Annotated in this window: 22 protein-coding genes; 8 read left to right on the top strand and 14 right to left on the bottom strand. The window is 62.2% G+C overall.

Annotation, left to right across the window (positions count from 1 at the left end):
- Window positions 1-8: 8 nt before the first annotated feature.
- The gene (locus R2834_03790; protein MEZ4699430.1) at window positions 9-485 is read right to left on the bottom strand and encodes a hypothetical protein; all 477 of its coding nucleotides are present in this window, start codon (window positions 483-485) and stop codon (window positions 9-11) included.
- A gap of 890 nt (window positions 486-1375) precedes the next feature.
- Between R2834_03790 and R2834_03785 the strand changes: the two genes are divergently transcribed.
- The gene (locus R2834_03785; protein ID MEZ4699429.1) at window positions 1376-1855 is read left to right on the top strand and encodes a hypothetical protein; all 480 of its coding nucleotides are present in this window, start codon (window positions 1376-1378) and stop codon (window positions 1853-1855) included.
- Between the two features lie 80 nt (window positions 1856-1935).
- Window positions 1936-2388 carry a hypothetical protein gene (locus tag R2834_03780; GenBank protein MEZ4699428.1) on the top strand — a complete coding sequence of 151 codons (453 nt, stop codon included), beginning with the start codon at window positions 1936-1938 and terminating at the stop codon, window positions 2386-2388.
- Window positions 2389-2476: 88 nt separating this feature from the next.
- Here R2834_03780 and R2834_03775 read toward each other — a convergent pair whose 3' ends face one another.
- Together R2834_03775 and R2834_03770 are read right to left on the bottom strand one after the other, a co-directional pair.
- Window positions 2477-3271 (bottom strand): inositol monophosphatase family protein, encoded by a 795-nt coding sequence (locus R2834_03775; GenBank protein MEZ4699427.1) that lies wholly within the window; start codon window positions 3269-3271, stop codon window positions 2477-2479.
- A 430-nt stretch (window positions 3272-3701) separates the two neighbouring features.
- Window positions 3702-4466 carry an SDR family oxidoreductase gene (locus R2834_03770; protein MEZ4699426.1) on the bottom strand — a complete coding sequence of 255 codons (765 nt, stop codon included), beginning with the start codon at window positions 4464-4466 and terminating at the stop codon, window positions 3702-3704.
- Between the two features lie 320 nt (window positions 4467-4786).
- Between R2834_03770 and R2834_03765 the strand changes: the two genes are divergently transcribed.
- Window positions 4787-5215 (top strand): Hsp20/alpha crystallin family protein, encoded by a 429-nt coding sequence (locus tag R2834_03765; protein ID MEZ4699425.1) that lies wholly within the window; start codon window positions 4787-4789, stop codon window positions 5213-5215.
- Window positions 5216-5305: 90 nt separating this feature from the next.
- Window positions 5306-6250, top strand: coding sequence for a J domain-containing protein (locus tag R2834_03760; GenBank protein ID MEZ4699424.1), 945 nt, complete (start codon window positions 5306-5308; stop codon window positions 6248-6250).
- A gap of 39 nt (window positions 6251-6289) precedes the next feature.
- On the opposite strand, the gene R2834_03755 is transcribed toward R2834_03760, so the two are convergent.
- Together R2834_03755 and R2834_03750 are read right to left on the bottom strand one after the other, a co-directional pair.
- Window positions 6290-6586 (bottom strand): isoamylase early set domain-containing protein, encoded by a 297-nt coding sequence (locus R2834_03755; GenBank protein ID MEZ4699423.1) that lies wholly within the window; start codon window positions 6584-6586, stop codon window positions 6290-6292.
- A gap of 78 nt (window positions 6587-6664) precedes the next feature.
- Window positions 6665-9385, bottom strand: coding sequence for a hypothetical protein (locus R2834_03750; protein MEZ4699422.1), 2721 nt, complete (start codon window positions 9383-9385; stop codon window positions 6665-6667).
- A 435-nt stretch (window positions 9386-9820) separates the two neighbouring features.
- On the opposite strand from R2834_03750, the gene bglX reads away from it, so the two are divergent.
- Entirely contained in the window at window positions 9821-12091 is a 2271-nt protein-coding gene (gene bglX / locus R2834_03745; GenBank protein MEZ4699421.1) for a beta-glucosidase BglX, read from the top strand.
- Between the two features lie 149 nt (window positions 12092-12240).
- On the opposite strand, the gene R2834_03740 is transcribed toward bglX, so the two are convergent.
- Window positions 12241-12876, bottom strand: a complete 636-nt coding sequence (locus R2834_03740) for a response regulator transcription factor (protein MEZ4699420.1) — start codon at window positions 12874-12876, stop codon at window positions 12241-12243.
- A 304-nt stretch (window positions 12877-13180) separates the two neighbouring features.
- On the opposite strand from R2834_03740, the gene R2834_03735 reads away from it, so the two are divergent.
- Window positions 13181-13402: a hypothetical protein gene (locus R2834_03735; protein MEZ4699419.1), complete on the top strand. Its 222-nt coding sequence runs from the start codon at window positions 13181-13183 to the stop codon at window positions 13400-13402.
- A gap of 61 nt (window positions 13403-13463) precedes the next feature.
- Window positions 13464-13619, top strand: coding sequence for a DUF3309 family protein (locus R2834_03730; protein ID MEZ4699418.1), 156 nt, complete (start codon window positions 13464-13466; stop codon window positions 13617-13619).
- An 802-nt stretch (window positions 13620-14421) separates the two neighbouring features.
- Here the strand turns inward: R2834_03730 and R2834_03725 are convergent.
- The 8 genes from R2834_03725 to R2834_03690 form a co-directional block, all read right to left on the bottom strand.
- On the bottom strand, window positions 14422-14724 hold the full coding sequence (locus R2834_03725) for a hypothetical protein (protein ID MEZ4699417.1): 303 nt from the start codon (window positions 14722-14724) through the stop codon (window positions 14422-14424).
- A 314-nt stretch (window positions 14725-15038) separates the two neighbouring features.
- Window positions 15039-15296 (bottom strand): hypothetical protein, encoded by a 258-nt coding sequence (locus R2834_03720; protein ID MEZ4699416.1) that lies wholly within the window; start codon window positions 15294-15296, stop codon window positions 15039-15041.
- 171 nt (window positions 15297-15467) lie between these two features.
- A complete protein-coding gene (locus R2834_03715; protein ID MEZ4699415.1) occupies window positions 15468-16004 on the bottom strand; it encodes a response regulator transcription factor in 537 nt (178 codons plus the stop codon).
- A 17-nt stretch (window positions 16005-16021) separates the two neighbouring features.
- Window positions 16022-16711 carry a hypothetical protein gene (locus R2834_03710; protein ID MEZ4699414.1) on the bottom strand — a complete coding sequence of 230 codons (690 nt, stop codon included), beginning with the start codon at window positions 16709-16711 and terminating at the stop codon, window positions 16022-16024.
- Between the two features lie 61 nt (window positions 16712-16772).
- Window positions 16773-17006 carry a CsbD family protein gene (locus R2834_03705; protein ID MEZ4699413.1) on the bottom strand — a complete coding sequence of 78 codons (234 nt, stop codon included), beginning with the start codon at window positions 17004-17006 and terminating at the stop codon, window positions 16773-16775.
- Window positions 17007-17355: 349 nt separating this feature from the next.
- Complete coding sequence (locus R2834_03700) at window positions 17356-17748, bottom strand: response regulator transcription factor (protein ID MEZ4699412.1); 393 nt, start codon at window positions 17746-17748, stop codon at window positions 17356-17358.
- Window positions 17749-17940: 192 nt separating this feature from the next.
- Entirely contained in the window at window positions 17941-18573 is a 633-nt protein-coding gene (locus R2834_03695; GenBank protein MEZ4699411.1) for a response regulator transcription factor, read from the bottom strand.
- Window positions 18574-18592: 19 nt separating this feature from the next.
- On the bottom strand, window positions 18593-20815 hold the full coding sequence (locus R2834_03690) for a PAS domain S-box protein (GenBank protein MEZ4699410.1): 2223 nt from the start codon (window positions 20813-20815) through the stop codon (window positions 18593-18595).
- Between the two features lie 236 nt (window positions 20816-21051).
- Between R2834_03690 and R2834_03685 the strand changes: the two genes are divergently transcribed.
- The gene (locus R2834_03685) at window positions 21052-22536 is read left to right on the top strand and encodes a sulfatase-like hydrolase/transferase (protein ID MEZ4699409.1); all 1485 of its coding nucleotides are present in this window, start codon (window positions 21052-21054) and stop codon (window positions 22534-22536) included.
- Window positions 22537-22548 lie beyond the last annotated feature (12 nt).

Below are 22548 nucleotides of genomic sequence, written 5' to 3'. Positions count from 1 at the left end.
ATCGGGCATCAGTAAGATGCGAGAATTTGCACATCGCCAAGGTGATTCCAGTCGACGTAACCGGGGAATACGGGCTCTATGCTTTGAACCCCTGCTTCCTCAAGGGCTTTCGATAGGATCTCCGTTTGTCCGCTTTCTGTAAAAAGTCGCGCATGAGACTGATTGTCTGGAAAAACGGCCATCCAGCCATATTTGCCAGTATTTGGCCCTCCGATGACCTTCAGCAGTAGACTCTGAATGTTGGGGTCAGCCATTCTGTAGGCGTTCCCCCATTTGGGCAGGTAATCCGTAGACAGGAAGTGTTCAAATGCCTCGAGATCTACTCCTTCTTCGACGTTCAGGTACGCCATTCCAATCCGCATTCCCGGCTTGATAACGTCAGCCAGAGATCCCTTTGGTTCAGCGACTGCCGACTGGTCGATGGTTTTTGCACATCCAAAACCGATCACGGCTCCGAGGAACAGTGTTGCGATGAAATTTTTCATTGATGCCTCCAAATTAAGACGAATATTTTGCGTGAAAAAAACTATGATGCTTAAATCGGAATTACAAATATGTTAGGGGTGTATCTTGAGGATCCGAATGCATATGATAGGCTGATCGGTACTTGAAGGAGTCAGGTTGTTTTCAGAGATACAGTGATTGCGTGATGCGAGCACATTTACCGTATGGCATTCAGCAAACACTCTTTCATACTCGAAGGCGCATCTGCCATCCTGAGCGCAACGAAGAAGCGAGCGAAGAGACTCACCCAGGGAGTCTTTCTCAACCTATCCGCACCGGTTTGCGCACGCGAACGCTCTATTCAGATGCTTCGCAAGGCTGCTCATGACATCACATCGGGAGAAGCTAGCTTCTAATCGAAACATCGAGGATTGATGTAAAAAATCGTCATTCGGTTTGCCACCGAGTGGTGTGAAACAAAAAAATGCGTTGTCATCCCGACCATCACCCGCGAACGCGGGGGATGAGGAGGGACCTCCAACAGTCGGGCAGTGTGCCAACCTGAAGGAGGTCCCTCTGCTCCTGTGCCGGCTCGCGCCGTCACTTCCGATCGGGATGACGAGGCTAATTCGTAAAAAAAACACCACTCGAAGCCATCCAGATACACTTCCTACTCCGGGTTTTCGAACTTCAGGCCTGCTTTGTAGCTTGTTCTCGCAGTCATGCCATGCCCCAGAAGAAAGCCCGGCGAAGCATGGCTAAGGAGCTCAGCGTGACAAACTCGCGAGACTGCTTGAAGACCACAATGATTTGATGCCTCGTTGAGAAACAGGGTCATTCATATGGCCATGAAGGCATGAAATTGCATTTTATAACCCATCTATGTATCCTGTTTGGCGTAGCTAATCTCCCCCACCAAACGAGAGAAGTCATGAAGTATGTCTCTCTACTGTCGATCTGCGCTTTGTTCATGATGGCAGGGTGCCAGCAGCCCACCCCATCCGTCGAGGCCGCTATCATTCCGGTCCCAGCCAATCCCATCGAAGGTGCGTGGGAGTTGATCCAGGAAGGAACAGGCAAGGTCGTACAACTGAAGGTCTTTTCCAGAGACCATTTCGCGTACGTGCATCTGAGCGATGAAGGCACGATTGCGGGCTCGTCGGCAGGCCACTATCGACTTGAAGGCGACCGGTATATCGAAACGCACCTGTATGGCAGCGAAGATACTTCTGATCGTGTGCCGGCAACCTTTGTGTGGAATTTTGAAGTCAGGGGCGATTCCTTGTTGATTTCGGGGCCGCTTTCCTGTGTGGATCGGGACGGAAACAGCATGGAAGATCTGTTCGGGATGTGCACGGAGGGCAATGGAATTTCCGAGACACGCATTCGAGCTCGAACGCCAGGAATGTAACGAGCGACGCTTAAACTCATCCTTGTTGCTTTGAATCGCTTTTGTCGACGCTATTTACCACGGAAAACGGTTTCACTACGATGAAAAAAACGATCCTATTGCTCGCAATCGCCACGCTGGCCATCGCAGGTTGGACGTATCTTGATCACCCTGCCGACATGGATACGCCTGAAACGGCCGCGGTTAAAAAAGTCATGGCGATACGCTATATGACGCTCAAGGAAGGCGTCTCTTCCGAGGACTTTGAGCGATACTGGCTGGAGGAATTTCTCCCGGTTGCCGACCAGTACTATCACGTGGGCAGCGTTATGCTGATGAAAGGCGATCGCGGGAAGAATACGGGTGGATATGTCTGGTATCAGGAATTCAAGTCGGAGCAGGCAAGAACCTGGTATTATAACAGTGAAAACCCGGGTAGCTGGCAGCAGGTATTCGAAGCGTGTGCCGAGTGTCAGGAGACGATGCAAAGGCTGTCCGACTTCTTTCTCGAGGACCCCTATCAGGACTATACCGATTACGTCGAAGTGAAGTAACGGGCATGCGGTCCATGGCGTGACCCGGTGAGGTTGCGTCATGGACCGTTCCCTTATGTCTGAATGAGAGCCAGGAAGGGGAAGTCGCTTAAGCTGCGATCTGCTCCATCCCGCACGTCTCCATCACCCACGCCACCATCGCCGGCTTGCCGAAGACCCAGTCGTAGCGCTTCTCGGTGCCTTCGCCGCGGGTGCCGACGCACACCGCGCGACCGCCGGCTTCCTCGACGAGCAACACCGAGGCCACGCTGTCCCAGATGCGGATGTTGTAGTCCACCATCGCGCCGGCCGACCCCTCCGCGGCGAGGGCGTGGCCGAAACAGTCGCAATACGTGCGGGCGTGCGCGTGGCCGGTCATCAGCGTGTCATACACCCGCTCGAGGCCGCAACTCACGAACTGCTTCCGCTCGCCGAGGGCGATCACTTCGTCTTCGATTTTTTGATCGCCCGAGAGATCGCTGAGGCGGATGGGCCGGCCGTTGCACGTGCTCCCATGCCCCTTTGCGGCGGCGTAGCACCGCCCGATGCCGGCGAGGTCGATGACGGAGACGATCGGCGTGTCGCCGTCGAGCAGTGCCAGCATGGTGCCGTAGAGCGGGATGCCGTGCCGGAAACTGTGCGTGCCGTCGATCGGATCGATCACCCAGGTGTAGGCGCCCTGGCTGGCGGCCGCGTCGAACTCCTCGCCGACGATGCCGTGATCGGGAAAATGCTCCGCGAGGCGTCTCCGGATGAGGCGTTCGGCGTCCAGGTCAGCCGCCGTCACGAAGCTGTTGTCGGCCTTTTTCTCGAATGAAAATCCGGCCTCGACGTGCGAGAGGATGCCGGAGCGCGCCTCGGCGACGATGTCGACAGCGGTATCGCGGATATGGGCGAGGTTCATATGGAGGTCAGCGTGATGCGTGTTGAGGATTGAGGGCAAAGGGGGGATGTTGGTCATTTGTCATTGGTCACCGGGGTGGGAGTTGCACAGCTTTCCATCTTTCCCAGTGACCAATGACCCATGATGCCAATACGTAGTTGAATTAGGGCAAAATGTCCCAAAATAATGTCATCTCTACCGAAGACGCCGGCTTGCCGGCATTGGAGCGGAGAGATCTCCTTAACATGGGCTTTTGAATGTCATTTGGAGATCACGACGCGGCCGCATCCTCAAAGGCGCAGTGCTCGGCATAAGGAGGTCTCTCCGCTTCCCCCCGCGTACGCGGGGGTTTCGGTCGAGATGACATTTCTTTTTGCTGAACGTTTCAACGGCTGATTCGCATCAGTGACCGATGACTAATGACCAGTGACCGATGTCCAGGGACCCCATTTCAAACCAGCGTATACCCCCCATCCACCGTATAAACCCCGCCGGTGCAGTAGCGGGCCGCGTCGGAGGCGAGGAAGACGACCAGGCCGGCGACCTCCTCGGGCTGGCCGATCCGTCGCGCCGGCACCTGTTCGTCGAGCCGCTGCTTCATGGCCGGGTCGGTCCAGAGCGCTTCGCTGAACTTCGTCTGGATGATGCCGGGGCAGACGGCGTTGACCCGGATGCCGACGGGCGTCCATTCCACGGCCAGCGCCTGCGTCATCATCTGGAGCGCCGCCTTGCTGATGCTGTAGCCGCCGAGACCCGGCTCGGGCCGCAGGCCGGCGATCGAACTGATGTTCACGATGGATCCCGCGCCCCGCGCCTTCATGTGGGGGTACACCAGCTTGCACAGTTCGAGTGGGCCCTTCAGGTTGACGTCCAGGATCTTGTCGAACGCTTCCGGGCTCGTGTCGAGCAGGGGCGCGAAGACCGGATTCGTGGCGGCGTTGTTGATCAGGATGTCGATCCCGCCGAACGCGGCGACCGTCTGTTCGACGAGCCCGGCGAGCTGATCCGGCCGGCCGGCGTGGCAGGCGATGCCGGCCGCCTCCAGGCCCCGATCGCGCAGCGCCGACGCGACGCGGTCGACGGATTCCTGGCTCCGGCTGCTGACGACGACGCGGGCGCCCCGCTCGGCGAGGGCGGCGGCGATCGCCGCGCCGATGCCCCGGCTCGCGCCGGTGACGATGGCGACGTTCCCGTCGAGCCGATGCGCTGTGTCCATTGCTGCTGGTCGTTTGGTGAGGCGCGGGGAAGATAACGCAGCCCGGCCCCGACATGCCAGACCGATCTGGCAGGCGTTGTCATCTTGTCACCGGAAGAGGGCGGGGCGGGCTGTTCACATCGTCAGGGCCGCTGCCAGATCGATCGGCGCGGCAGGGCCGGGGCTGACAGAATTCCGGGGTCGGACTGAAAATCTGACCGAAAAAACGCGCTGGCACGGCCTTCTCTTCGTCCTGGTTACGAACGCGAGACCCTCCCGCACCGGGAGGCGAACACCCCTCGCGTAAATCTGATAACCATCCAATACTGGAGGATCAAGCCATGAATGGAGTACTTCACTTTGCGCCGGTAACCCGCCGCCCCGAAATCGATCGTCTGTTCAACCGCGCGTTGGGTCGCCCCGTGTTCGGGGAGAACGGCAACACGACGTGGTCGCCCCGAATCGACATCGTCGAGACGAACGAAGGGTTCGGGATCGATGTCGATCTGCCGGGCCTGAGCAAGAAGGACATCGAAATCGTGTTCGAGGGCGACACGCTGACGCTGAGCGGGACGCGTGCGCATGCCCATGCGGAGAAGAAGGACGAACTCGTACGCAACGAACGCTGGAGCGGCGCCTTCTCGCGCACGATCCGGTTCACGACGGACGTCGACGCCGCGGCCATCAAGGCCACGATGAACCAGGGCGTCCTGCATCTCGACGTGCCCAGAGCGGAGGGCAGCAAGCCGGTTCGGATTAGCGTATCTTAAGGGCTGATATCCTCCATGCTGGAAGTAGCGCCCTGCCCGGACGGATCCGGGCGGGGCGCATTCGGCCCCACATACGATAAGGTGACAGGTATGGCCGTGGCAGACAAGAACTACTATACCGTGCTGGGCGTCTCGGAGGACGCCGACGCCGATGCCATCAAGAAGGCTTATCGTAAACTGGCGCGTCAGCATCATCCCGACAAAAACCCGGGAAAGGCCGGCGCGGAGGAGCGCTTCAAGGAGATTCAGGAAGCCTACGACGTACTCGGCGACCCCGAGAAGCGGAAGCAATACGACACGCTGCGCAAGAACCCCTACGCCGGCTTCGCCGGCAACCCCTACGCGGGCGATGGGGGGCAGCGAGGCTTCTACCGCACGCCCGACGGGGCTTATGTCCGGTTCGATACTTCGGGGGACACCCCTTACTCGGACGCCGGCAGCGGCTTCGAAGGGTTCTCCGATCTGTTCGATCAATTTTTTGCGCAACAGCGCGCCGAACCGTCCGGCGGCCGGCGGCCGCGCCGCGCGCCCGGAGCCGACATCGAGTCGGTCCTGCCGCTGACGTTCGACGAAGCCCTGCGGGGCGGCAAGCGGGAAATCTCCCTGCCCGACGGCGACACGGTGCGCATCGACGTGCCGGAAGGCGTCGACAATGGATTCAAGATTCGCCTCAAGGGGCGCGGCCAGGCCGGCGCGGGCGGGCGCGGCGACCTCTATATCCGATTCGAGGTTAGCCCGCACCCGCGATTCGAGCGCAAAGGCAACGACGTGCTCGTCACCGAGACGATCGGGCTGATCGATGCCGTGACCGGCGCGAGCCGGGTCGTCACCGACCCGTACGGACGCTCGGTGAAGATGGCCATCCCCGCCGGGCTACAGGTCGGCAAAACCCTGCGCCTGCGCGGTCAGGGCATCAAAACGGAGAAGGGGCGCGGCGACATGCTCGTCAAGATCGACGTCCGCTTCCCCGAGCGCCTGTCGGAGGAGGCCCGGGCGGCGCTGATCAAGTGGGCCGAGACGTACGGCGTGAGCTGATACGCCATGCCCGCCGCGAGCGCCGGCTTGCCCTTCGTGTCAGGTCAACAGTACGCAGTTATGCGTGCCGTGTCCCGTCGACTCGTGCCCGTCTGCTTCCGGCTCGTCGAACCAGGTGTTCCCATCGCCGAGGTAGCGGAAGTGGTGCCGCTCGCCGGCGCCGAGCGTGACGCTCGTGCTGAACGTGCCGTTGCTCCGCTTTGCGAACGGGTTCTTGAGCGGATCCCAACCGTTGAAGTCGCCGACGACGGAGGAGGGGCCGTGCGGGTGCCCGGCGGGCAGCGTGAAGGTCACTTTGACCTCTCCGCTCTTTTTGATTGCTTGTTTCTTGATCATGGTTTTCTTCTGCAGGATAGGATGAGGAGAAGAGGTGAACCGGTTTTGGGGGCTTCGCAGGCGAAGCAGGGTGTCTACTCAGGACGAGTATAGGCGCCCGCCGTCTGGCACGCTGTCGGGTGCTTCCTCCTGGTGTTGCGAGGGTGCAGACGCGGCAATTTCCTGAAGCAGTTGCGCCACGAGGGCCGTCCAGCCGGTTTGATGGCTGGCGCCGAGGCCGGCGCCGTTGTCGCCGTGGAAGTATTCGTAGAACAGAATGTGGTCGCGCCAGTGCGGGTCTGTTTGAAACAGATCGTTCTCTCCAGCGAACGGCCGTTGACCGCCGTCGTTCCGCAGAAAGATCCGCGTGAGCCGGCGGGCGATCTCGTTGGCCGCTTCGTCGATGCGCATCTGGATGCCGGAGCCCGTAGGCAGCTCCACGCGCACCGAGTCGCCGTAGTAGCCGCCGAACTTCCGCAACGCTTCGATCATGAGGTAATTGACGGGCAGCCAGATCGGTCCGCGCCAGTTCGAGTTGCCGCCGAAGAGCCCGGTGGTCGATTCCGCCGGCTCGTAGGAGACGCTGTACGTATACCCGTCCACCGTAAACGTGAAGGGATGGGCGTCGTGCTCGCGCGATAAGGCGCGGAGCCCGTAGTCGGACAGGAACTGGTCGGCATCGAGCATCCGCTGGAGGACGCGCGTGAGCTGCGACCGGTTGACGAGGGAGAGCAGCCATCCCGGGCCGTCCTGCTCGCTCAGGAGCGACAGGTTTTCCATCATCTGGCCCCGGTATTTGATGAACCACTCCATCCGCTGCTTGAAGCGCGGCAGCTTGTCGAGCAGCGCGCGATCCAGCACCTCGACGGCGAAAAGAGGGATGAGACCGACGAACGAGCGTATCCGCAGCGGTAGATGTTCGCCCGTGGAGAAGTGGAGGACGTCGTAATAGAACCCGTCCTCCCCGTTCCACAGTCCGTGTCCGCCCGAGCCGTTGATGGCGTCGGCGATATAGACGAAGTGCTCGAAAAATTTGGTGGCGACGTCTTCGTACGCCGGCTTCGTGCGCGCCAATTCGAGGGCCATCACGAGCATGTTCAGCGAATACATCCCCATCCACGCGGTGCCGTCCGCCTGATCGAGGATGCCGCCGGTAGGCAACGGTTTGCTGCGGTCGAACACCCCGATGTTGTCCAGCCCGAGAAAGCCGCCCTGGAATACGTTGCGCCCGTCCCGATCCTTCCGGTTCACCCACCACGTGAAGTTGAGCAGCAGCTTGTGGAACGCCTTTTCGAGAAATTCCGTGTCGGCCTCGCCCGTCACCTGCCGGCTGATCTGGTAGACCTGCCACACCGCCCAGGCATGGACGGGGGGATTGACGTCGCCCAGCGCCCATTCGTAGGCCGGCAGCTGGCCGTTCGGGTGCATGTACCACTCGCGCATGAGCAGGATCAGCTGGCGCTTGGCCCACTCCGGATCGATCTGGGCGATCGGCAGCATGTGGAAGGCGAGGTCCCAGGCCGCGTACCAGGGATACTCCCACTTGTCGGGCATCGAGACGACGTCGAGGTTGTAGAGATGCCGCCAGTTCTCGTTTCGTCCCCGCTTGCGCTCTTCGGGCGGGCGCGGGCCGTATTCGTCGCCATCCAGCCACAGCTCGACGCTGTAGTGGTAGAATTGCTTGCTCCACAGCAGGCCGGCGAAGGCCTGGCGCTGCACCCGGCGCTCATCGGCGGACAGGTCGGGATGGTGGATCGTCTCGTAAAACGCATCCGCCTCCGCGATGCGCTGGCGAAAGATCGCGTCCGCGTCGGCGAACGGGGTGAGCTGTCGCTTCGGACTGAACCGGACCAGCACGGTGGTCTCCTCGCCCGGGGCGAGCGTGACGGAGCAGTAGCCGGCGGCCTTGGTGCCCGTCCGTGCCGGATTGACGCGGCTCCAGTCGCCCTCGACGACGGCGGCGTGAAACGCATCCTTTACATAAGGGGTCGGGTTATGGACGCCGTAAAGCCGCTCGTTGTTGGTCTCGTTCTCGGTGAACAGCAGTTCGGGCCGGCTGCCGTCCGGTCCCTGCATGTACCACCACCGCTCGCCGAGGTGCGGGCCGGAGCCGTGGATGCAGGCCGTGGGGTCGTCCATCGCGGCGAGCCGGGGACGCGCGCGGCCGGCCTTCCACGACCAGGTGTTTCGATACCAGACATGCGGCAGGATGGCGAGCGGCGCCGGGTCGGGGCCCCGGTTGATCGCGGTGATGCGGCAGAGCAGATCGTTCTCGTCCGCCTTCGCGTACTCGATGTAGATGTCGAAATACCGCTGCTCCCGGAACGTCTGCTCCAGCGCATCGAACAACTCGTACTCGGGGTCCAGCCGGTTGCGGCGGTAGCCCTCCTCGACCAGCTCGGTGTACGGAAACGCCGTCTGCGGATACTTGTACAGCATCTTCGCATAGGCGTGGGTCGGCGTATTATCCAGATAGAAATAATACTCCTTCACGTCTTCGCCGTGATTCCCTTCTTTTCCGCTCACCCCGAAAAAACGTTCCTTCAGGATGGGGTCCTGCCCGTTCCAGAAGGCGACGCTGAGGCAGATATTCTGGAACCGGTTACAGAAGCCGGCGATGCCGTCCTCGTTCCATCGATAGGCGCGGCTGCGGGCGTGCGTGTGCGGGAAATATTCCCAGGCTTCGCCATCCGGACTGTAGTCTTCGCGCACCGTTCCCCACGCGCGTTCGCTCACATAAGGCCCCCAGTTCTTCCAATCGGCCTTTCGGGCTTCCGATGCGGCGAGGCGTCTGTGTTCGGCGGTCGATCGATCGGACATCGTCAAAAAAATCGGGTGACAGAAAAGGGCCGGATACCCCGGGGCGGGCCGGCACGATGAAACGCTCCGCTCTAACCTGTTTTCGGAAGCGTTTGTTTTTCCGCCCCGGTATTCGGGGAGAGGACAGGCCCGGCTCCGGCAAAGATCGTGTCAACTCCGTCGGTCGCCGTGGGGGCGCCGGCCCGGCAAAATCAATCGCATAACTGCTCTTACCCACCATAGCCTCCGGTCTTCCGATGGAGGATACAGGGCTGCAGGATCACGATCGAACGCACGGTTTTTCCGATAAACATCCTGCATCCTGTATCCTGCATCCCGGGATCACCTCGCTCACGATACGTAACGTCCCGTATTTACCCGTAGATTGCAGGAGGCGTCGCCGTCTGATCGTGCGATGCTTTACCACACGCGTAACCTCGACAGGGAGGTGATCACATGAAACGATGGATCGTTCTCGCGTTCGCCATCGCCGCCGTCCCGGCCGCCGCACAGCCGGCGTACGACATGCAGGCGGAACGCGCCTTCGTAGAGCAACTCCTCGCCCGCATGACGGTGGAGGAGAAGCTGGGGCAACTCACGCAGTATCCGGGGGAATGGACGTCGACGGGCCCGTGGGTGTCGCCGACCAACGAAGGGGAAATCCGCGCCGGCCGGGTCGGCTCGTTCTTTAACATTTTTGGCGCCGAGACGACGAAACGCCTCCAGCGGATCGCCGTCGAGGAGTCGCGGCTGGGGATTCCCATCCTGTTCGGCGCCGACGTCATTCACGGACACCGCACGGTGTTTCCCGTGCCGCTCGGAGAGGCGGCGAGCTGGAACCTGGAGGCCATCGAACGCGGCGCGCGTATCGCCGCCGTCGAGGCGTCGGCCGCCGGCATCCAGTGGACGTTTGCGCCGATGGTCGATATCGCCCGCGACGCCCGCTGGGGACGCATCGCCGAGGGCGCCGGCGAAGATACCTACCTCGGCAGCCGCATCGCGGAGGCGCGCGTACGCGGCTTCCAGGGGACGACGCTGGCCGGCTTGAGCGCCGACTCGACGGTGCTCGCGACCGCCAAACACTTCGCCGCCTACGGGGCCGCCGAGGCCGGCCGCGAATACAACGCGACCGATATCAGCGAACGCACCCTGCGCGACGTGTATCTCCCGCCCTTCCAGGCGGCCGTCGACGCCAGCGTGCAGTCCCTCATGTCCGGCTTCAACGATCTCGGCGGCGTGCCCGCTACCGCCAACCACCACCTCCTCACCGAAATCCTCCGCAAGGAGTGGGGATTTGGCGGTTTTGTGGTGTCGGACTATACCTCGATCTTCGAGCTGATGAACCACGGCATCGCGGCGGACAGCGCCGAAGCCGGCCGGCGGGCGATGATGGCCGGGGTGGATATGAGCATGGTGGACGGCATCTACATGCGCAACCTCCCGCCGCTGGTCGCTTCCGGGGCGCTCCCGATGCCCGTGCTCGACGAAGCGGTGCGGCGTGTGCTGCGGGCCAAATACCGGGCCGGCCTTTTCGCCGATCCGTACCGCTACAACGACCCGGTCCGCGAGGTGGAGCGGACGCTCACGCCGGCGCATCGCCGGGCCGCCCGCGCCATCGCTACCCAATCCATCGTCATGCTCAAGAACGACGGCGACGTGCTGCCGCTGTCGAGGACGCCGGGCAGGGTAGCCGTGATCGGGGCGCTCGCCTCGGATTCCCTCTCCGCGCTGGGTTCGTGGGTGCTGAGCGGGCGGAAGGAAGACGCCATTCCGATTCTCGCCGGCATCCGGGAGGCGCTCCCGGGCGCCGACGTCCGGTTCGAACCGGGGTATCCGCCCGTCGTCGGGGGCAGCTTCGAGCAGGCCGTGGCCGCCATGCTGGACACCGACACGAGCGGGCACGACGCCGCCGTGGCGCTGGCGCGGTCGTCCGATGTGATCGTGCTGGTCCTGGGCGAGCACCGGGAGCTGGCCGGCGAGGCCACGAGCCGGGCGGACATCGGGCTGCCCGGCGCGCAGGAAACGCTGGCCCGCCGCGTCATCGAGGCCGCCGGCGGCAAGCCGCTGGTCGTCCTCCTCACCAACGGCCGGCCGCTGGCCATCCCCTACCTGGCCGACGCCGCGCCGGCCATCCTCGTCACCTGGCAACTCGGGGTCGAGATGGGGCACGCCGTGGCGGATATCCTCTTCGGCGACGCCAATCCGAGCGGCAAACTGCCGGTCACCTTCCCGCGGGCGACAGGCCAGGAACCCCTGTATTACAACCTGAAACCGACGGGACGCCCGCCGACCACGGCGCACAAATACAATTCGAAATACGTGGACGTCGACTGGACGCCCCTCTATCCGTTCGGCTTCGGCCTCAGCTACACGACCTTTGCCTACGACCGCCTCGCCCTGAGCGCACCCCGCATCGGTCTGCGCGACGCGCTGACGGTTTCGGTGGAGGTGACGAACACGGGGACGCGCGCCGGCGCCGAGGTGGTGCAGCTCTACGTCCGCGACGAAGCCGCCAGTGTCACGCGGCCGGTCCGGGAGCTGAAAGGTTTCCAGCGCATCGAGCTGGCTCCGGGCGAGCGACGGACGGTGACGTTTGTGTTGCGGCCGGAAGACCTGCGGTTCTGGGGGCTCGACGATGCCTGGACCGTCGAGCCCGGCTGGTTCACGGTCTATGCAGGGCCGTCGAGCGTCCAAGGGCTCGAGGCGCGGTTCGAACTGACGCATTGAGGACGCTTCCACCCGCCCGGGGAAGTCCGGTACTTCCGATGCCATAAAAAAGGCTCGCGCTTTACGGAGCGCGAGCCTTTTTAGCTCAACGTTGGCACGTAGATCTATGTCATGTCCGCGGGGGGCGGATCGTTGTTTTCAGTCCGAGGTCAGGCATAGGCTAGGCACGTCGCGGCCTCGTGCCGGCTCCCGACACCCAGTTTGTTGAGGATGTTGTGCACGTGATTTTTCACGGTGCCGTATTCGATAAAGAGCCGTTCCGCGATGGCCCGGTTCGAGAGCCCCGCCGCCAGCAGGTGCAGGATCTCGTGTTCACGCTCCGTCAACTCGTCGAAGCGGCGTTCGTCGGGGGGCGTCAGCGGGGCGAAGACCCGCTCGCGCAGCCGGCGCATCATCACTGCGACGATGTTCGGCGCCGCGTACGCGTCGTGGTCGGACACGGATCGAACCACGTTGCGCAGTTTCTCCAGGGAGTCGGTCTCGAGGACGTATCCCGAGGCGCCGGCCTCGATGGCGTGCAGGATCGCCGGCTCGGAATCCGGAATGCCGATCGCGATGACCCGGATGCCGGGCTCCGATGCCACCAGCTTGCGCGTGGCGTCCAGCGCATCGCCCGGCGAGAACGCCATGCTGAGGAGCACGACGTCGACCTTTCGGGCCTCCACATCGATGTGCGCGAGATCCGTGACGATCCCGACAACGCGGCACCAGGCTTCGGCGTCCAGCGCGGTTGCGATCAGGTCACCTTTGAAGGAAGTCGGTTCGGCAACAAGCAGACGCGTCATGGCAGATGGGTGTGTTCGGGTGGATGGACACGAAGAACGGCTAAAGGATACCCACCGGCCCTGGATCGCTGTGTAGTCGCCCGTTTGCTCCTCCTGTAAGCCGACAAAACGCCGGCAAGTAAGACGATTCCTACATAAAGCAGGCCGGCGAGAATGTATCCGTTTCTGTACCCACTCGCTGTACCCGGATCCATTGAGAGTCCCCTCGAATCCGCCCTAAGATATAACCCGGTTCGGCGGGCTCACCGGGACTCGTCCCACGCCGGACCCTGGAAATCGACTCTTCAATCAATGGATAAAGATTATGAAACGGATGACACTCATCGGGCTCTTGCTCATCGTGCTCGGGGGCATAGGCCTCGTTTATGGCGGGGTTTCCTATATGACGGAGGAGAAGGTACTCGATCTCGGGAAGCTCGAAATCGAGGCGCAGAAGGAGCACACGATTCCGCTTCCCCCGGTCGCTGGCGCCATTCTGCTGGCGACAGGTGTGGTCGTGATACTGGCCGGAAGTCGCAAGGCCTGAGTTGAGCCGTCGCTTTAATGCGCACGGATAAAAATCGGATCAGCGAAAAAAGAGGTATATCATGACAAGCACCATCCTTCTGGTCATCCTGTTGTTGCTGCTCGTAGGCGCGCTGCCGACCTGGCGGCACAGCCGCAGCTGGGGCTATGGACCGAGCGGCGGTCTCGGCTTGCTCCTCGTCGTCATCGTCGTGCTGGCGTTGCTCGGCTACCTGTAACTGAAAGTTCGGCCGCACCTCGGCATGCGGCCGGCAGCCCCGATCCGGTCTCGACAGGCGGATCGAGGGCATCCGAGGGGATATCTCTGGTGGGGGATATCCCCTTTTTTTATCCGCGCTTCGCGCCGAACCCGCTGTAGGATTGAGCCTACAGCCGGACTCATTTTCGTCCGACGCAAGAATGGATGACGGCCTACGTGACCCCAATGGCAGGCGGCGTAGGTTACTAGAAGGATGGGCGATCGCGTTTCCAACCCGCGCGATCGCCCGCAGTCAGAAGACATCATTCAACGGAGGATAGTTATGTTATCGCTAGCCATCTGTTTTTTCTGATTATCGCGATTGTTGCTGGATTTTTGGCTTCGGCGGCGTCGCCGTAGCGCGCCGGCCCTTTATTGTGGCCCGCGTGCTGCTGATCGTATTGGCCGTAGTGGCCTTCCTGTTCTGAGTGCGCCCGGCGCACGTCCGGGCCTGAGGCCCGCGTCCCGGGAGCCAGAGCCGGAGATTGCAAACACATTCACTCCCGCAGGGTGAATGTGTTTTCTTTTTGGCCCTCCTGCGCGGCCCCCGGTGAGGCTCGTTGCGTGGCCTCCTGTCTGGCCCCTGGCCGCGACCGTGCGCGCACCGGCCCAGACCGCACCTCGACAAACAAACAAAGCCCTCGAGCCGGCGTGGCCGCCAGACGAGGGCTTTGTTGCTTGCAGGAGAAGAAGGCCACCGCCGGGGTGGACTAAAACAGCGGGGCCACCTCCTCAAGATGGAGAGGGCCCCGCGGATGCGCCGGCAGGCCGGCGCCGGGTGCTCAGTTCCAGGTGATATCCGCGCGCCGCGCCAGTTCGTGATCCAGGCCGGCCAGGCTTCGCGCGCTCTGCGCCTGGCGCAGGCCCTGTGAGCGAATCCGCCGGCGCCCGGAACGGACGATCAGCCGGAAATGCGTTCGATAGGCGATCGCACTCTTGCTCTGCAGGAAGATGCCGATGAAGGAGCGCACGAAAAAGATGAGCGAGCCCACGGAGCCGATCAACGCCGCGATGGCCAGAAGAAGATGCCCGGTCGACAGGGCGACCAGCGCGAGAACGAAAGCGATAAGCGCACCGAATAACATACTGTGTACCTCCAAAAGACACTCGATTCGGAAACAAGCCTGGTACTTCCGAAACTACAGTCGCCGTGGGCTCCTCCCGGTAGTCGGGCGACGCCGGATCTTGTCGGTCTTCCATGGCGCGGAGGGTCAGCCCTGTTCCTGAATGCATGTAGGTCTGGTCTTACAAATAAGCGCTCGCTACGGCAGGCAAAAAAAGAAAAGGCGAACGCGAGCGCGTTCGCCTTTACCCTGCCGAATAGCGTGGAGGCCAGGTCATCGCGCGTGCATACGATGACGGTTGCTATTCGACCGAGATTATGTTGGAAATCACGTGCTCACGTTCCGGTCGGCACTTCGAGTTCGGCATAGCCAAACAGGAAGATCATGGCGCTGATCATGGCGCAAAAACTGCTGATCAGCCGCACATCAGTCACGGAGCCCGGATCAACCGCAGCACTCACGAAGCCACCTGTCAGCGCTCCGATCGTGCCGATCAACAGAAAAACAAAAAACTGCCTGAAGGAATGCGGCGATGCGAGGAGGTATGCGCCAACGCCCACCATCATTCCGGTAAGAATCCAAAGACCTTGCATGGGTCACTACGCTTCGTCAGATTAGAGAGAGACGGCTTGTGGCCGTCGGACGGTGCGTATACAAGGTCTTGAAATGACGATCCGAAAGATATCGGTCCGCGCTGCCGTCGGGTGTCAGCGGGAGGGAGGATGCGTTGTAGGACTTGTCCTACAAGAAAGGAGGGTAGAGGGTTAGCTGTCGGTGGAGAGGGCCTTGAGAACGCCCGGGAGCTGGTCGAATTCCATCGACTTGTCGAGGAAACAGGTCGCGCCGGCCTGCATGCAGACTTTGTAGTAGAAGGGGTCCGCGTGGTTGGTGAGGATGACGACCTTGACCGCGGGATGATGCTGGCGGATGTGTTTCAGGGCCTTGATGCCGCTGCCCGGCATCTGGATATCGAGGATCGCCACATCAAAGTGGTCGTCAGAATCGATGAGCTGGATGACGCCATCGGCCGAGATGGTTTCGCCACGCACCACGGCGAAGTCGAGGGATTCCAGAAGCCGACGCAGGCGATTCCGTAGGGATCGGAATCGTCGGCGATCAGAACAACGATCTGCTCTGGATCGGGCATGGGTTGGGTGTGGATACCGGTGCGGCAATGTTTCATGAAACACGGGTTCGCAAAGCACTTGGTTCTGCGGTGTTTTTGCGCGGATATCGATGTGTTGCGTTCGAAAATAAACGCCGAGGCGACCGCACTCGGTGCGGTCGCCGCCTCGGTTCATGACACGTGCGAGTCGGATCAGCCACCGTGCTGATCGTCGAGCTTCATGTCGATGTCGTCCGTGACTTCGTCGACCTTCCGGTCGAGCTGGGTTACGGCGTCGGCGAGCTCGGTGCGCAATTCGTTGAACTGCTGCTCGGTCGATGCTTCGAGTTCGGACCAGTTCTCAGCAATGTCCTGGCGCAGCTCCTTCAGCTCGGCGATGGCATCCGCATAATGCTCGCGGGTTTCGTCGCCGGCTTCTTCGAGTTTAACCTGCAACGTTTTGATGCGGGCGTCGATCTTGGCGATCTGCTCCTCGGCGGCGCGGGTGAAGTCCTCGCGTTTGTCGATCGTAAAGAGGCGAGCCTCATCGATCTTTTCATTCAACTCGGCGAGGCGATGGTCCATTTCTTCCTGCGCTTCCTCCAATTCGGTCGCGCTGGCTTCCTTCCATTCGCTCAACTCCATAGAGAGCTCCATGCGCTCCTCTCGGAGTTCCGCAATGGCTTCGTACCATTCGGTGCGCATGTCGGAGCCGGTGTCGGCGAGTCGGTCCTCGAGGTCGTCTAGCCGATTGTCGATCCGGTCGAGCGATGACTGAAAGTTTTCCTGTATGCGCTCGATCTGCGGGTTTTCAACAGCGTCCGCCTGGTCAGGCTGCTGCTGGCATCCCACGAACGTGACGCCGGCGAGAGCGAGGGTAACATAAAGTGTGATTCCTTTCATGATGGGTATCGGTTGATTGAACGGTCCGTCCTGAGACGGTTGAGCGTCGCGGGGGCGGCGGTCAGATGGCCTTCTTGAGCCGGCTCGCGATTTCGCCGATCTGGCGCTTCACCGCGGCGCGCGACTCGCCGGTCCGTTCTTCGAGGTACCCTTCCAGCTGGTCCATCTGGCCCTGGAATTTGTCGAGGTCGTCGTTCGTGATGTCACCCCATTTTTCCTTGATCTGGCCGATGAACTGCTTCCAGTTACCTTCAACCTGCTGCATGACGGGCGTTTTATTTTCGTGCGTTTTCATGTCTTTATCTGTGGTCTGGTTTTCGTTGTTGAACATGCCTCAATTTCTTGAAATCCGTGTCGAACCCACCTAGGCGCTTGCCGGCGATGCCCGTCAGACTTCCGTGTGGCCTCGTGTCCAACGCTGTCCTACACGCCGGCCCGGATCGAGAGAGGGTGGACCGGAAACGGCGAAGGGCCGCACAGGCGACCCTTCGGATGTTCGGATGGTGAAAAGGCTGCGTGAACGTTGAGCGCGACGGGGAGCGGTCTGAGAAAAGCTCACGACCTTGCGCGGCCGATCGGAAACGGCATCCCCCCGCGATGCGTCAGCCGGTGCGCGGGCCTTCAGGCGATGGTTCGGGGCGGCGTCATACCGCCAGGGCGTTGCCGGTTTTGATCCGCTGAAACACGTGCGGGAGCCGGTCGAACTCCATCGATTTATCCAGAAAGAAGTCGGCGCCGGCGCGCATGCAGATCCGGTAGTAGAACGCGTCGGCGTGGTTGGTGAGCATCACGATCCGGAGGGACGGATGGTCTCGGCGGAGATGTTTGAGCGCGCGGATGCCGCTGCCGGGCATCTGGATATCGAGAATGGCTACGTCGAACGGGTGGTGCGCGGCGAGCGTGATCGCTTCTTCGGCGTCGGTCGCCTCTCCGCGTATCTCGACGCCATCAAGCCCGGCGAGGAGCCGGCGGACGCGTTGTCTGAGATCCTCCGAGTCGTCTGCGATCAATACCTCCAGGGTGTCAGGTCGGTCCATGGTACGTTGCAAATAAACGATACAAACGGCGAGTGCCAGGGAGCGAAGGGCGGGTGGGGCAGAGAAGGGAGAATCGCTTCGCCGGTCGGTTTTCTGGCTTCCGGTACCAAGATGGGGGATAACGCCCGTCGTACCAATCGGACGATGGGGAAATCCGGCGTAGGATGATTCCTACAACCGCGTGCCCATCCGTTAGAGGATGAGGTCGTTCTTGATGGCGTAATGCGTCAGTTCGGCGTTGCTCTTCATGTTCATCTTTTCGAGCACGCGAGACCGGTAGGTGCTGACCGTCTTGACGCTGAGCGCCAGGCTTTCGGCGATCTCGCTGACCGTTTTTCCGGACGCCAGCTGGCGCATGACCTGGAATTCGCGGTCCGACAGGGTCTCGTGGAGGGGCCCGTCGGTGTCCGAGTCCAGCTGAAAGAGCAGCTCCTCGGCGACGGCGGGGCTCACATACCGTTTGTTTTCGGAGACCCGGCGAATCGCCTGTACGAGCTGCTCCGGTGCGCTATCCTTGTTGAGATACCCGGCGGCGCCGGCGCGCAGGGTGCGGACGGCGAACTGGTTCTCGGGATATACGCTGAGGATCAGCACGGGCAGGTTCGAGAGTTCGGCCTTGATCTGCTTCAAGACCTCGAGGCCGCTCGCCTCGCCCAGGTTCAGGTCGAGTACGAGCACATCATACGCCTTGCTGCGCACGAGTGTGAACACCTCATCCGCCGAACCGGCCTGGTCGGTGACTTGGATGTCCATGGTCTCTGAGATGATCTGCACGAGACCTCTACGCACGACGGCATGGTCGTCGGCAACGAGAACGCGAATCATACGGTAGTGCGCGGACGGCTTAAGGGAGTGGGACGGTGACGGTAATGCAGGTGCCCTGGTCCGGTTCGCCGGCGATGGAAATGGTGCCGTTCCAGGGGAGGATACGTTCGCGCATGTTCAGCAATCCGAGCGAAGTCGCGTGTTCGATGTCGTCGGGCGTGATACCGCGCCCGTCGTCGGCAATCTCGACACGGAGCGAATCGCCGACGATCTCGAGATGGGTCCGCACGGAGGCGGCATCCGCATGCTTCATGACGTTGTTCAGCGCTTCCTGGAAGATACGAAACAGTGCGATAGCGAGCTTGGGGTCTAAATCGTCGATCAGACCGTCCGTTTCGTCGACCGTCGTGAACGCGATGTCGGTCCGCTGCTGGTGCTGTTCGCACAGCCACTCGATCGCGGTCGGCAGGCCGAAGTGATCGAGCACGCCCGGCCGAAGCTCGTGGGAGATCCGGCGCACGGTGGTGATCGTCTCCTCCACCAGTTTCAGCGTGGCGTTGGCGCGCTTGCTGAAGGCGGGGTCATCGACGGGATAGTGGTCGAGCAGCCATACGATGTCGAGGCGGAGCGACGTCATGGCCTGGCCGAGCACGTCGTGCACCTCGCGGGCGATGCGGGCGCGTTCTTCCTCCTGCGCGGAGTGCAGCTGGGCGGCGAGTTCGCGCAGCCGGCGGTGCGACCGCTGCAGCTGCTCTTCATGCCGGATGCGCGACGTCAGGTCCGTCAGCGAGAGCACCACGGCATTGTCGTACCCGCCCTCGAACCGGGCGATGGGCTCGGCATTGATCGATACCCACCGCATGCCGCCGGCGGGCATCTGCAAGCCGATCACCTGATTGCGGAGCGGCTCGCGGCTCTCGAGCGCGCGGACCGCGGGGTATTCCTCGGGCGACAGCGCCGAGCCGTCCTCGCGCACGGCGTGCCAGTCATCCCGCACATTGCGTCCGATAAGCACGTGCTCGGGCTGCCCGAGCATGCGTTCGGCGCTCGGGTTGGTGGCCACGATCTGTCCGTCGGCGTCGATGAGCAACACCCCGTCGCTCAGGCTCGTCACGAGCGAGCGATAGAGGGCTTCGCTGTTCTGGAGCGCGCGCTGGGCCGCCATCTCATCTGTGATGTCGCGGCCTTCCGGGATGAGCATGACGACCTGCCCGTCCGCCCCGAAAATCGGCTTGATGCTGAAGTCGATGGTCGTCAGCCGTTCCCCGGCGCCGTACACTTCGGTATTGTAGCGGACGAACCGCCCGCTGGCGGCCACACGCACCGCTTCCTTGAGGCGCTCCTGCTGCGCCGTGCCGATCGACCACCAGTAGCAATCCCAGAACGGCCGGTCGATCACGTCCTCCCGCTCCACGCCGGCGAAACGAAGCGCCGTCTCGTTGGCTTCGATCAGCGTCCCGTCCGGCTTCATCAGCCCGATGAACTGGAACGTGGAATCGAAGATGGCCCGGAACCGCTGTTCGCTCGCGCGCAGGGCGCGCTCCATCGTGCGCATCTCCGTCACGTCCTGTGCGGTGCCGTACATGATGAAGTCTTTCCCGTTCAGCTCCACCGTCCCGCGGATGTGCACGATGCGTTCCTGCCCGTCCATCCGGGTGATGCGGTGATCGATAGCGATCGAGCCCAGCGACTGCTGGGCATGGTGCATCGATTCCTGGACCATCGCGAGGTCCTCCGGCGGGACAAAACGCGCCAGATCCTTGAACGCTATGTTCGAATCGCGCGAGATCCCGTAAATCTCGAGCAACTGTTTCGACGCCGAGAATTGATTTGTCGTCAGGTTGCGCTCCCACGTAGCCAGCTGCGCGACCCGTTCGGCCCGCGCCAGCTCCTCCTCCCGCTGCCGGACCTTCATCTGGGCGCTTACCCGCTCCGTGGCGTCGTGGGCGTTCATCAAGAAGAGGATCTCGGTATCGGATCGACGCGCCGTGGACCAGGTGGATTCGAGGATGCGTGTCGCGTCGTTCACCGCGAGGCGGAACGTGTGGTGGAGCACGTCCTCCGGGGACTCGGCCAGCTGGGTCAGGAGTTCGGTGATCGCCGCGTGATCGTCCTCGTGCACCAGCGTGAACAAGTGCAAGCCGGCAAGCTGATCCAGCGGCCGGCGCATGAGCCGCTCGCTGGCCCGGTTGGCAAATCGAATCCGTCCCTCTGTGTCGATAGCCAGGCACACATCCGTGATGTGGTCCAGCAACGCCGGGAAGACGGCCTGGTCGGGAGCAATGTATTTTCGAAGATCCACCGGAGATTCGAACGTGGCGTGCCTGAAGGAAGGGAGCGCCCCGGATAGGGGGGCGGCAAGCATGAACGTCTACAATCCGGTTGAGTTCACTTCCAGGGGCCCCACACGGCTGCAAAATCGCTTAGAAATGTTAAATGTATATATTGTGGCCGGCCCGGCATCCCATGCCCCGAACCGGTAGCCTGCTTCGGATACCGGCGATCCGTATCCCGCCAGCCTTCCTCGACTCGACTGTTATGAACGTTCGCGATCTGTCCGCGCTGTCGGCCGCGTTGCTGATGACGATCCTCGCCCTCACGGGCTGCCGCCGGCCCGAGCCGGCCGCGCCACCCCCGCCGCCTGGCACGCCCAACATCCTCATCCTCTTTACCGACGATCAACGCGCCGACGCCATCGGAGCCTACGACAATCCGGCCATCCGCACGCCGACGATGGACAGCCTCATCGGCACGGGCTTCAGCTTCCGGCGCAACTACGTGATGGGGTCGCACCACGGCGCCGTGTGCGCGCCAAGCCGGGCCATGCTCATGAGCGGGCGCAGCCTGTTTAATGTGTACGACAACCTGGATACGGTGGCGACCTATCCGGAAATGATGCGGGGACGGGGCTATACCACGTTCGGTACGGGCAAATGGCACAACAGCCAGGCTTCGTTCGCGCGCAGTTTTTCGGTTGGCCGGCGCGTCTTTTTCGGTGGGATGGCCGACCATTTCAAGGTGCCGGTGCGCGATCTCAAGCCGGACGGCACCTATACCGACCCCGACACGATGAGCTTCTCCGCCGAGCTGTACGCGGATGCCGCCATCGACTTTCTCGCGGCGCAGTCGGGCTCCGACACGCCGTTTCTGGCCTATGTGGCCTTCAGCACGCCACACGATCCCCGCACCCCGCCCGGACCCTACGCGGAGATGTACCCGCCCGACGCGGTGCCGCTCCCGGCCAACTTCATGCCGGCGCATCCCTTCCACAACGGATGGCTCACCGGACGCGACGAGCAACTCGCGGCGTGGCCGCGAACCGAGTCGGTCATACGCGCCCAGCTCGCGGAATATTACGGCCTCGTCACCCACACCGACGCCCAGATCGGACGCATCCTCGCCGCGCTGCGCCGCGCGGGCAAGGCGGACAACACCCTCGTCGTCTTCGCGGCCGATAACGGCCTGGCGCTGGGCAGCCACGGCTTGCTCGGTAAACAAAGCCTGTACGAGCACAGCAGCCGGGTGCCGCTGGTCTTCGCCGGCCCGGGCATCCCGCACGGCGAAACGGACGCGTACACCTACCTCTACGATATCTTTCCCACGCTCGTCCGCCGGCTCGGACTGCCCACCGTCGAGGGCTCGGAAGGCGTCGATCTCGCGCCGCTGTGGCGCGGTGAGGAGGGCGCCGTCCGCCCCTCGCTCTTCACGACGTACGAGGACCTCATGCGGTCGGTACACGAAGGAGACTGGAAGCTGATCCGCTACCCGAAACTGCACTACAACCAGCTCTTCAACCTCGCCGCCGATCCAAACGAGCTGAACAATCTCGCCGAGTCGCCCGATCAGGCCGAACGCGTCGCCCATCTCATGGAGCTCCTGGCGGACTGGCAGCAGCGCGCCCATGACCCGCATCCGCTCACGTCGGAAGAACGGATGCCGATGGAGTACGACTACCGTACCTTCACGCGCTCGCCCGACCGCTGGCAGCCCGAGAGCGTGCGGAAGAAATACTTTGGGGAATGAGGCTGGCGCCGG

The organism is Rhodothermales bacterium, from assembly GCA_041391505.1.
GTDB lineage: Bacteria > Bacteroidota > Rhodothermia > Rhodothermales > JAHQVL01 > JAWKNW01.
This window is presented reverse-complemented; position numbering and strand designations above follow the sequence as displayed.